At 54.5% G+C, this 12,008-nt stretch carries 7 protein-coding genes and 3 pseudogenes; 8 read left to right on the top strand and 2 right to left on the bottom strand.

Annotation, left to right across the window (positions count from 1 at the left end):
• Positions 1-108 precede the first annotated feature (108 nt).
• The 4 genes from treR (at position 109) to AC4OVU_RS03105 (ending at position 5,190) form a co-directional block, all read left to right on the top strand.
• Positions 109-1,056, top strand: a complete 948-nt coding sequence (gene treR, locus AC4OVU_RS03120) for a trehalose operon repressor TreR (RefSeq protein ID WP_015572520.1) — start codon at positions 109-111, stop codon at positions 1,054-1,056.
• A gap of 127 nt (positions 1,057-1,183) precedes the next feature.
• Positions 1,184-2,602, top strand: a complete 1,419-nt coding sequence (treB, locus tag AC4OVU_RS03115; RefSeq protein ID WP_020480548.1) for a PTS trehalose transporter subunit IIBC — start codon at positions 1,184-1,186, stop codon at positions 2,600-2,602.
• 51 nt (positions 2,603-2,653) lie between these two features.
• On the top strand, positions 2,654-4,309 hold the full coding sequence (treC, locus tag AC4OVU_RS03110) for an alpha,alpha-phosphotrehalase (protein WP_110292710.1): 1,656 nt from the start codon (positions 2,654-2,656) through the stop codon (positions 4,307-4,309).
• A gap of 134 nt (positions 4,310-4,443) precedes the next feature.
• Positions 4,444-5,190, top strand: coding sequence for an oligogalacturonate-specific porin KdgM family protein (locus AC4OVU_RS03105; RefSeq protein ID WP_017694639.1), 747 nt, complete (start codon positions 4,444-4,446; stop codon positions 5,188-5,190).
• 8 nt (positions 5,191-5,198) lie between these two features.
• Here the strand turns inward: AC4OVU_RS03105 and AC4OVU_RS03100 are convergent.
• A pseudogene (locus AC4OVU_RS03100) lies at positions 5,199-5,786 on the bottom strand (MurR/RpiR family transcriptional regulator); the annotation flags it as partial.
• A 58-nt stretch (positions 5,787-5,844) separates the two neighbouring features.
• On the opposite strand from AC4OVU_RS03100, the gene AC4OVU_RS03095 reads away from it, so the two are divergent.
• A complete protein-coding gene (locus AC4OVU_RS03095; protein ID WP_040118421.1) occupies positions 5,845-6,870 on the top strand; it encodes an IS630 family transposase in 1,026 nt (341 codons plus the stop codon).
• A gap of 2 nt (positions 6,871-6,872) precedes the next feature.
• On the opposite strand, the pseudogene AC4OVU_RS03090 reads toward AC4OVU_RS03095, so the two are convergent.
• A pseudogene (locus AC4OVU_RS03090) lies at positions 6,873-6,956 on the bottom strand (MurR/RpiR family transcriptional regulator); the annotation flags it as partial.
• Positions 6,957-7,135: 179 nt separating this feature from the next.
• On the opposite strand from AC4OVU_RS03090, the pseudogene AC4OVU_RS03085 reads away from it, so the two are divergent.
• The 3 genes and pseudogenes from AC4OVU_RS03085 (at position 7,136) to AC4OVU_RS03075 (ending at position 11,714) form a co-directional block, all read left to right on the top strand.
• A pseudogene (locus tag AC4OVU_RS03085) lies at positions 7,136-8,532 on the top strand (PTS fructose transporter subunit IIC).
• Positions 8,533-8,542: 10 nt separating this feature from the next.
• Entirely contained in the window at positions 8,543-11,140 is a 2,598-nt protein-coding gene (locus tag AC4OVU_RS03080) for a glycoside hydrolase family 38 N-terminal domain-containing protein (RefSeq protein WP_023295818.1), read from the top strand.
• Position 11,141: 1 nt separating this feature from the next.
• Positions 11,142-11,714: a PTS sugar transporter subunit IIA gene (locus tag AC4OVU_RS03075; protein ID WP_015572515.1), complete on the top strand. Its 573-nt coding sequence runs from the start codon at positions 11,142-11,144 to the stop codon at positions 11,712-11,714.
• The last annotated feature ends 294 nt before the right edge of the window (positions 11,715-12,008 follow it).

The following is a 12,008-nucleotide window of genomic DNA, read 5'->3' as shown; positions in this document are numbered from 1 at the left end:
TAACGCCCTGCAAATAAACCAAACGTAAACCAGACTTTGCCCATAGCGAATTCGCAGGATAGCATTAGGCTCAATTGATTATTTTATCGATGTTACAGGGAATACAGCATGCAGAACCGCCTTACGATTAAAGATATCGCGCGTTTAAGCGGCGTGGGGAAATCGACTGTCTCACGCGTGCTGAACAACGAAAGCGGTGTCAGCGAGCGCACACGCGAGCGCGTCGAGGCGGTGATGAATCAGCACGGTTTTTCCCCTTCCCGCTCCGCGCGCGCCATGCGCGGGCAGAGCGATAAAGTGGTCGCCATTATTGTCTCGCGTCTGGATTCCCTCTCCGAAAACCTCGCCGTACAGACGATGCTGCCCGCGTTCTACGAGCAGGGCTACGATCCGATCATGATGGAGAGCAAGTTCTCCGCGCAAATGGTGGAGGAGCATCTCGGCATGCTTCAGCGCCGTAATATTGATGGGGTGGTGCTGTTCGGATTTACCGGCCTAAAAGAGGACGTGCTTAAACCCTGGCAGCCGTCACTGGTGCTGCTGGCGCGCGACGCCAGCGGGTTTGCCTCTGTCTGTTACGATGACGAAGGGGCGATCGTGATCCTGATGCAGCGCCTGTATGAACAGGGCCATCGGCATATTAGCTATCTCGGCGTGCCGCATGCTGACATCACCACCGGCAAGCGTCGCCATGAAGCGTACCTGGCGTTTTGTAAAAAACACAATCTCCCCGCCGTGGCTGCGCTGCCTGGTCTGGGTATGAAACAGGGATATGAACAGGTCGCCAGCGTGCTGACGCCACAAACCACCGCCCTGGTATGCGCCACGGATACTCTGGCATTAGGTGCGAGCAAATATTTACAGGAGCAGCGCATCGGGGAGCTGCAATTAGCGAGCGTGGGAAGCACGCCGCTGATGAAGTTCTTACACCCGGAGATTATCAGCGTTGATCCGGGTTATGCCGAGTCTGGCCGGCAGGCAGCCGCGCAGCTGATCGAGCAGATTACCGGGCGTACCGAACCCCGTCAGATCGTTATTCCTGCCCATCTCTCATAATTCTTTTGAATAGATTATTGTGATCTTCGCCCGATTTCGGGAACGTTCCCATTTTCGCCGTCACGTTGAAGGAGTAGGCTTGCGCACAGGTCATAACCCCTATCACCATCTGTCATGAGGTTTCATGATGAGTAAAGTCAAACAAACAGATATCGATCAGCTGATCGTCCTGGTCGGCGGACGCGATAACATCGCCACCGTCAGCCATTGCATTACCCGCCTGCGCTTCGTGCTTAACGATCCGGCCAAAGCCAACCCGAAGGCCATTGAAGAGCTTTCTATGGTTAAAGGCTGCTTCACCAACGCCGGGCAGTTTCAGGTGGTGATTGGTACCGAAGTGGGCGATTACTATCAGGCTCTGCTGGCGACTACCGGGCACTCTTCCGCCGATAAAGAGCAGGCGAAGAAGGCCGCGCGCCAGAATATGAAATGGCATGAGCAGCTGATTTCCCATTTTGCGGAGATCTTCTTCCCGCTGCTGCCAGCGCTGATCAGCGGGGGCTTAATTCTGGGCTTCCGTAACGTCATCGGCGATGTGCCAATGAGCGACGGCAAAACCCTGGCGCAGATGTACCCGGCGCTGCAAAGCATCTATGACTTCCTGTGGCTGATTGGCGAAGCGATCTTCTTCTATCTGCCGGTCGGGATCTGCTGGTCCGCGGTGCGCAAGATGGGCGGAACGCCAATTCTCGGTATCGTGCTCGGCGTGACGCTGGTCTCTCCGCAGTTAATGAACGCTTACTTACTTGGTCAGCAAACGCCAGAGGTGTGGAACTTTGGCCTGTTTACCATCGCCAAAGTCGGCTATCAGGCGCAGGTGATCCCGGCATTGCTGGCGGGCCTGGCGCTGGGCTTTATTGAGACGCGCCTGAAGCGCATCGTGCCGGATTACCTCTATCTGGTGGTGGTCCCGGTCTGCTCGCTGATCCTGGCAGTGTTCCTGGCGCACGCCTTTATCGGTCCGTTTGGCCGCATGATTGGCGACGGCGTGGCCTTCGCGGTCCGTCACCTGATGACCGGCAGCTTCGCGCCAATCGGTGCCGCGCTGTTTGGCTTCCTCTACGCTCCGCTGGTGATCACCGGCGTGCACCAGACCACGCTGGCGATTGATATGCAGATGATCCAGAGCCTCGGCGGTACGCCTGTCTGGCCGATCATCGCCCTGTCTAACATTGCGCAGGCCTCGGCGGTAACCGGCATCATCATCGTCAGCCGTAAGCACAACGAGCGAGAGATCTCCGTTCCGGCTGCCATCTCCGCTTACCTCGGCGTCACTGAACCGGCGATGTACGGTATCAACCTGAAATACCGCTTCCCGATGCTCTGCGCGATGATCGGCTCCGGTCTGGCGGGCTTGCTGTGCGGCCTGAACAGCGTGATGGCGAACGGGATTGGCGTCGGCGGCCTGCCGGGTATCCTCTCCATTCAGCCCGCGTTCTGGCAGGTATTTGCGCTGGCGATGGCGGTGGCGATTATCATCCCAATGGCGCTGACTACTGTGGTTTACCAGCGTAAGTTCCGTCAGGGCACGTTGCAGATTGTTTAATTCTCTCTTTCGGGGCGCAGTTGCGCCCCTTCGCATTTGCAGGAACGTACTATGAATACCCTTCCTCACTGGTGGCAGAACGGCGTCATCTATCAGATTTACCCAAAGAGTTTCCAGGACACCACCGGCAGCGGCACGGGCGATCTGCGCGGCGTGACGCAGCGCCTGGACTACCTGAAAACCCTCGGCATTGACGCCATCTGGCTGACGCCGTTTTATATCTCCCCGCAGGTGGATAACGGTTACGACGTGGCGAACTACACTGCCATCGATCCGACCTACGGCACGCTGGACGACTTTGACGAGCTGGTTGCCCGGGCGCATGAACGCGGCATCCGCATCGTGCTGGATATGGTCTTTAACCACACGTCCACGCAGCACGCCTGGTTCCGTGAGTCGCTGGATAAAGCGATTCCGTACCGCCAGTTCTATATCTGGCGCGACGGTACGCCGGATACGCTTCCCAACAACTGGCGCTCCAAATTTGGCGGCAACGCCTGGCGCTGGCACGCCGAAAGCGAGCAGTATTATCTGCACCTGTTCGCACCGGAGCAGGCGGATCTCAACTGGGAAAACCCGGCGGTGCGCGCCGAGCTGAAAAAAGTGTGCGAGTTCTGGGCCGATCGCGGCGTGGACGGCTTGCGTCTGGACGTGATTAACCTGATTTCAAAAGATCAGGATTTCCCGGACGATACCCTCGGCGACGGTCGCCGCTTCTACACTGACGGGCCGCGCATCCACGAATATCTCCAGGAGATGAGCCGCGACGTCTTTACGCCGCGTAATCTGATGACGGTGGGCGAGATGTCCTCCACCTCGCTGGAGAACTGCCAACAGTACGCGTCTCTTGACGGCCGCGAGCTGTCGATGACCTTTAACTTCCACCACCTCAAGGTAGACTACCCCGGCGGCGAAAAATGGACGAAGGCGAAGCCGGACTTCGTGGCGCTAAAAACCCTTTTCCGCCACTGGCAGCAGGGGATGCACAACAAAGCCTGGAACGCGCTGTTCTGGTGTAACCATGACCAGCCGCGCATCGTGTCGCGCTTTGGTGACGAAGGGGAACACCGCGTGGCGGCGGCGAAAATGCTCGGCATGGTGCTGCACGGGATGCAGGGCACGCCGTATATCTACCAGGGTGAAGAGCTGGGTATGACCAACCCGCATTTCAGCCGTATCACCGACTACCGCGACGTGGAAAGCCTGAACATGTTCGCCGAACAGCGGGCTAACGGTCGCGATACGGATGAACTACTGGCGATTCTGGCGAGTAAGTCACGCGATAATGGCCGCACGCCGATGCAGTGGGACGCCTCGCATAATGCGGGCTTTACCGAGGCCGAGCCGTGGATTGGCGTCTGCGACAACTACGAAACCTTGAACGCCCGCGCGGCGCTGGACGACCCCAATTCGGTGTTTTACACCTATCAGTCGCTGATTCGCCTGCGCAAAACCCTGTCGGTACTGACGTGGGGGGATTATGAGGATCTCCTGCCTGACCACCCTTCCCTGTGGTGCTACCGCCGCCAGTGGCAGGGACAAACGCTGATGGTGGTGGCTAACCTGAGCCACGCGCGCCAGCAGTGGCAGCCCGTCCCCGTAGAGGGAGCATGGCGGGTGGCACTCAGCAACTATGAAGAGGTTCCCTTCCGACCCGATACGTTGCTATTGCGCCCGTTTGAAGCTATCTGGTGGGTGCAGGAATAAACCTCAGGAGATACAGCATGCTGTATCTCTTTTTTTATGTTTAGCGATACGCTAAATGTACGACGATAACTTTTACAATATGGCGCACTCAAAATAAAAATAGCCTGCCAATTAAATAACCTCGGCAGGATATTATGAAAAAGATAATTATTAAAGCAACGTGTATTAGCGCATTATTATTGAGCACACAGGGATGGTGCGGGAATACGTCCGTCGACCTTCGCTTTGGTCATAATACGCGCTCAGACGTAAATGATTCACGCATTAAGGTCATGCATCAGGCGAATAACGGTTTTTACTTCTCCGTTGAAGCCGCACAAAACCATAATGATACGTTTTTTGGTGATACCGACAGATATAATCCCGACGACAAGGGGTTAACGGAAGCGGCACAGGAAATCGAAACGCGCTGGCGTTTTGATCTGGGAAATGGTTTCGCCGTTGCGCCTGGCATGGTGACGGTTTTCACCGCCAGCAATACGCATTACCGCCCCTTCATTCAGGGCTGGAAAGCCTTCGATAACGGTCTGAATCTCTCCGCCCGTTACCGCTATAACACCGTCAATGACGCGCACAGCGATAAAGAACTCGACGGCAGCGGTTATACTCGCCGCCAGTCACACCAGTTCGACATTTGGTTCGCGTATAACATCGGCAAATTCGGTATGTCCTATAACCCGCGCTTCCGCTGGCAGGATAACGTCGATCAGGGAACCGGGGATGACACCTACTGGGAGCATACCGTCGCGTTCAACTACAAGCTCGACGATGGCTGGACGCCATACGTCGAACTGGTTTCACTGGATAAAACGTACATCAATAATGACGGCAACCATGAAAATGATTATGCCGTACGTCTGGGAATAGTGAAGCAGCTCTGACGGCCTGACTACACCGTATCGTGCTGTAGCAGCCTACAGCCGATACGGTCCACGGCGCTTAACAGTTCAAGCTGCCCTTCCCGCTGATACAGCGAAACCGCGTTAATGTCGATTGGTAACGGCCAGCATAGCGTTGAGATCGACGCCAGTGTCGACCCCTGACGGGTAATCGCAATAATCTTCAACCCTTTGCGCAGCGCGTTACGCGCCATTTCAATCAGCGACTGCGTCTCCCCGGATTTACTGATCAACACCAGCGTCCCCTTCGATACGCGTGTCAACTGGTGCATGTCATTCAAAATAAGGTGCGGCAGGCTCGCCAGCGACAAAAAGCGCGACAGGTAGTTGAGGCTGGTGAGCGAGGCTCCCCGTGCGTAAAGATAGATATGGCTGGAATGCGTAAGCAACCTGGACACGTCTGTCACAATATCATCCGGCTGCGGCCCCACGTCGGGTGTAGCAGGTGCAGGTGTAAAATGGTCGCGTAAAAAACGGTACCGAAGCTCGGTATAGCTTTTATAGCCCATTTTTTTACATACACGATTAACGGATGTTGTCGTGGTAAAGGTATCACGGGCAATCTCTTTTGCCGATATATACCCGTGATCATTGAAGACGCTTGATTTTTCAGCAACAGGAGATCATGCTGTCCCCATGAAAATCTTTATCACTGACCAACAAAAAGCTGAACTTGAGCGTCTTCATGACTCCAGTCGTGATAAGCGCGTTTGCGATCGCATTAAAGCCATTCTTCTGGCCTCCGAGGGCTGGAGTTCGGCCATGATCGCTCAGGCTTTACGCCTGCATCAGACTACTGTTGACCACCATATCAGCGAGTTTCTGAACAAAGGCAAGCTGAAGCCCGAAAATGGCGGCTCAGACAGCAAACTCAGCGCTGAACAAACGGCTTTTTTAATCAGCCACTTATCCGACAATTTATTTTACCATACCCGTGATATTGTCGCGTTTGTCGCGCGGACATGGAACATCGTTTTCAGCATTCCGGGAATGAATAAGTGGCTGCACCGGAACGGCTTCACCTATAAAAAACCGTCAGGCGTCCCGCATAAATTCAGTGAAGAGAAACAAAAGCAATTCATTGAATATTATGAGGAACTCAAAGCCACCGCAGGTGATGAACCGGTTCTTTTTATTGATGCTGTCCATCCGACTCAGGCCACCAAAATAGGTTATGGCTGGATACGTAAAGGCCAGAGAAAAGCGGTAAAAACAACAGGTAGTCGTACACGGCTGAATATCATGGGGGCGCTGAATCTGAAGGCCCCGGAACATCCGCTAATCTGCGAATATAAAACGGTTAATGAATACAACGTATCTCGTTTTTTCAATGAGATACGTAAAATTTATCCAGATTATCAGCAGAAAGTTCATGTTATTCTGGATGGTGCTGGTTATCACCGTTCACAGTTAGTGAAAGACTGGGCGGAGGTGGTAAATATAAAACTTCATTACCTCCCGCCGTACAGCCCGAACCTGAATCCGATAGAACGAATGTGGAAGTTAATGAACGAACATGCCCGGAATAACCGCTACTTCAGCAACAGCAGGGAGTTCAGGGATGCAATATCTGAATTTTTCAGCCATACGTTACCGGGGATAGCGGGTTTTCTGACGTCCCGAATTAACGATCATTTTCAGGTGCTCAAACCTGCATCTTGAGGTTTATTGGGTATATTAGAAATATTACACGCATGATGCTGAATGTATTCAAATATCAAACGTTCACTTCCCTGGAATGAATTCATCTATTACGCCCCGTTTAATCCCGAGATGATATTAACACAACAGAGAAATAGTCTCTGGAAGGCGCTTCACACATTGCATTTACGCGTATCACCATACGTAATTAGTATTAGCAAACATTAAAAACTGTTTTAGGTTCTCTTTATACTTCCCCTGTTTTCACATCCAGGGAATTATGACAATGACGAAACAAAAAGTTGTCGCGGTAACGGCCTGCCCGACAGGTATCGCACACACCTTTATGGCGGCGAATAAAATTATTGCATGGGCTAACGAGCACAATATTGAGGTAAAGGTCGAAACGCAGGGCAGCGACGGCGTTAAAAACCGCTTAACAAAACAGGATATCGCCTCCGCCACGGCCATTATTCTGGCAACCGACGTTCCCATTCAGGATGCCGAGCGTTTTGAAAACATTCCTCACCTTCAAACCCGCACACAAGAGCTGATCAAACATACCGATCGCTATCTGCGTCAGGCGCTGGCAAAGGAAAAAAACGTCACCACTGTCGCACAAGAAGACGATCTTCAGCGTTCGGCTTACCAGATTTTTATTGGCCATATTATGGCGGCCATCAGCTATATGCTGCCGGTGGTGGTGATGGGCGGGCTGATGATGGCGACGGCCAAAATAACCGGGCAGTTTATTAACATCGAACATTCGCCGTTCAGCGTGCTGGATAAAGTGGGCTTTATGACCATTAAGTTCATGTATCCCGTTTTTGCGATGTATCTGGCGTTTTCCATTGCCGGTAAACCGGCACTCATCCCCGGTCTTATTGGCGGCATCATGTCAGACGAAGTCTATAAGCGCTTCTTTGATATCGAAGGCTTTATGCCATCCGGCTTTTTCGGCGCCATTGGTATCGGCTTTTTTGTGGGCTATCTGGTGCGCTGGCTCAATGATTCGATTCACGTCCGCCAGCAGCTCACCACAATTAAAACCATGCTGCTCGTCCCGCTGATCACCGGCATTACGCTGGTGATGGTCATGGAATATTTGATTAACCCGATTTTTGGCTCGCTTAACCAGCTGATGGTGGTCTTTTTTACCTCGGCAGGTGACACCGGGCGCGGGTTCTATTCCGCGATGATTGCCGCGGGCACCGCGTTCGACCTGGGCGGTCCGGTCAACAAGGCGGCAGGCTCGGTCGCGCTCGGCCTGAATGGCATGAGCGAGACGTTTGATTTAACCGCCCGCGAACTCTCCATCGTGATCCCCTCCATTGGCGTCGGCTTTGCTGCGTTCCTCAACGGCCGCTTTGGATTACCGGATGTCTTTAGCCAGGAAGAGAAAACCGTCGGTAGCACCTCGTTGTTGCTGGGCGTGATTGGGATCTCCGAAGGCGCGATCCCGTTCATCCTGAAAAACCCACGTCTGATCCCGGTGTTCATGACCGGTGCCGTCGCCGGCGCGCTGGTCGCCTTACCCTTGGCGTGAAGCAGACGCTGCCTCTGCCAGCCGTCTGGGGCTGGCCGCTGGCAACCAACGTGGCGGGCTACCTGGCGAGCGTCTTTATTGGCGCACTGATTTGCGCCCTGGGCGTGCTCTATGTCAGCCCAAAGAACGCCAGATAAGGGGAACGTCATGAATCAGATCCACGTCATTGCCCATACGCACTGGGATCAGGAGTGGTATTTCACCCGTCAGGACAGCATGGTGCTGGCGTCATATAATTTTGCGGACGTCATCAACACGCTGGAGCAGGACTCCGCTTACACCTGCTATCACCTTGACGGACAGATGGCGGTAGTGGAGGACTTTCTCGCCATCAATCCTGATTATCGCGCCAGGCTGGAAAAGCTGGTCAGAGAAAAAAGGATCTTCGTAGGGCCATGGTATACCCAGACGGACACCTACAACGTGCATGGCGAATCGATTATCCGCAACCTGAAGTACGGCATTTTTTCTGCCCGGACGCTGGGGCATGCGATGCAGGTTGGGTATCTTCCGGATACCTTTGGCCACAATGCGCAAATGCCCACGATCTTGCAGGGCTGCAATATCGACAATATCGTATTCTGGCGCGGTATCGATCACGACAGGCACGCCAAAAGCAGCCAGTTCCTCTGGCGCGCACCCTCAGGTGCGACCGTCATCGCCTGTGCGATGGCGCTCGGTTATGGCGCGGCTAAAAACATGCGTTCGGAAGCCTCCCATCTCCGGGGAAAAATCTACCCGATGACCACACTTTTGCGTTCACGGGCCGGTCTAAACGACCTGCTCCTGCCCTGCGGCGGCGATCAGGTCAGCATCGACCCGGCGCTACCGAAAATCCTGGAGGTCGCCAGCGCACAGTCCCCGGATCAGGACCGTTACTTCATCAGCTCTCTGGAGCGTTATGTAGAAACCCTTCGCGCGCAGCGTGAACAGTTTGAGCTCCTGGAAGGAGAGCTGAAATCGCCGCGCTACACCCGCATCCATAAAACGATCGGCTCCGTGCGCTACGACATCAAAAAGAAAAACGATGAGGTTGAACAATTCATCCTGCGACAGCTGGAGCCGACAATCGCAATGGCGCGTCACCAGGGGATTCCGGTCAACCTCGCGGTAGTCGACACCCTCTGGAAAAAGCTGTTGCGAAACCATGCCCACGATTCCATTGGCGGCTGTAATAGCGATGCCACCAACCGCGACATTCTGCATCGTATGGAACAAACCGAACAGCTGTGCCATAGCCTGTGGAATCTGGTGGTGAAAACCCTGGCCGCCGCCTGCGTTCAGGATGGCGACCTGCTGATTTTTAACTCGCTGGCTACCCCAACGCAGCGCGTGGTGATAGCCACACTGTATAGCCGGGCGGATAATATCGCCCTGACGCATCAGGGGCAGCCCATCCCTTTCGACGTCCTGGAAAGAGACATTCTGCCCGGCGGAACGGCGATCTCCCTTACCGCCGAGGGCGAGTGCGAGACGCCCCTTCTCCCTTATTACCGCTGGCACGTTGCGGTAAAGACACCGGTTCTGCCGCCGATCGGCTATCTCACCGTTAACGTTGAAGAAGACCCTGCGCCTTTCCTGGCGTCTGAAAAGATAAAGGGCAGCGAGATTGAGAATGCGCATTATCGACTGTCGCTGGATGCCGGAACGCTTACCCTGCATGACAAACGCAGCGGCAGACGTATCCCCTCTTTCTTTACCTTTGAAGACTGCGCGGACGCGGGCGACAGCTACGATTTCTCACCGCTTGCGGGCGACGCGCCGACGCGCTGTTCGCATTTTACGCTCGTCGACGGCGTAAAAACGCCGCTTGTCGAAAAGCTGACCGTCGAGGCCACAATGCGTCTTCCGCAGGATCTCGCCAGCCGTCAGGATACGGCCCGAACGCCGTTATCCATTCGTCTGGTCTGCGAATTACGCCACGACGATCCGAATCTGTATGTCGAGGCTTCGCTGGAAAACAGCCACTGCGATCACCGGCTACGTTTACTGATCGGCAGCGATGTTCACACCCGTCACGCTATCGCCTCACAGCCCTTCGCAATCATCCAGCGCGAAACGGGATATGACGGTGAACACTGGCAAGAACGCTATCGCGAGAAGCCCGTGGATATCGAAACCAGCGAGGGCATTATCGCTGTCACGGAACCGGGTAAAGCGCTGGTTGTGACTAGCCGTGGCATGAAAGAATTTCAGATTATCGGCAGCGAACCCGCTGCTATTGCCCTGACGATGTTTAAATCGACGGGCGTGCTCGGACGCAGCGATCTCGAATGGCGACCGGGTCGGGCCTCCGGCATCAATAATACGGTGGTTGAGACTCCTGATGCCCAGTTGCTGAAACCGTTGCGCTTTTCATTCACCGTCGCGCTGGCCGACAACGCCGACCACCTCACGCTGCGCCAGCTGGAAAATCAGGCGGCTGGACAGCCCTTCACCTACCAACGGCAAACGCTACACACGCTCGATCACCGTCTTGAGCGCTTTTCGTTGCGTCTGCCCGAGCGCAGGCTTCCGGCAGAGTTCTCGCTACTGACCGTGCCGGAGCCGCTCATCCTTTCCGCTCTGCCCCATGCGCAGCTGCTGCATGGCACCGTCTTACGCGTATTTAACGCCGGGACACAACCGGCTCCCGTCCCGGAAAGTCTGGCAGTGTTACGGCAGATCAACTATCTGGAAGAGCCGATGCAACCGGTAACGGCGATCCTCCCCTCCGCAACCTGCGATTTTTTGATTGAGGCTTAATATGAACTTGCTGGCATTGACGCATCCCGATCTGGTGTTTATCAACCCGCCCCAACGTACGCCGGAAGCAGTGATCCGTTGGCTCACCGAGCCGCTCGCCAGGCGGAAGGTCATCAACGATCGAGAGGCATTTATCGAAAGCGTTTTACAACGTGAAAGTGAAGGCCCTACCGCGCTGGGTGAAGCGCTCGCCGTCCCGCACGGTAAAACCGAGGCGGTGCAACAGGCGGCATTTTGTCTGGCGCTCTTTGACGATCCGATATGCTGGCCGGGGCTGGAGGGTGATGAAGAGGTGAGGATGGTTTTCCTGCTCGCCATTCCGCCAGCGGAAGCAGGCAGTACGCATATGCACCTGCTGACGACGCTGACCAGCAGACTCACGGATGAGCGGGTGCGTGAGCAATTGCTGGCGGCGCGTACGCGGGAAGAGGCGATGTCTGCGCTGAGTAATGAAGGTTCTCAAAAACAGGACGATGCCCCCGAAAGCTCTCTTCTCATCCCGTTGGTACTGGGCTGCATCGTTACCGTAGCCTTTTTGCAGGCAGGGTTGAGCTGGGCCTGCGGGGTGAGTTAATCGAGCAGCGCTCAGCACAGGCTCTGCTGAGCGCTTGTTTTTGTTGAATAATTAATCAGATTTTTCCTTCGAGTCTTTACAATTGCCCCAGCGCCCGCCGTATGTACTCTCGTCTTTTTACTTTGTTCTGCATCAAAAAAATCGCAAACTTGTTTGATGCAAATCACTATATGTAGCACTTAAAATGCACGCCGACCCAACATCTTGTATTTATCGTCTACTATTCCAACAACAAGACGGCGCGAACGCTAGCCGGAATTGTGGATAACACGAGCTGGGCACGCGGGAAGTCTT

Source organism: Enterobacter sp. 6722112, from assembly GCF_058661685.1.
Note: the sequence above shows the minus strand (reverse complement) of the source record. Positions and strands in the feature narration are given on the sequence as shown.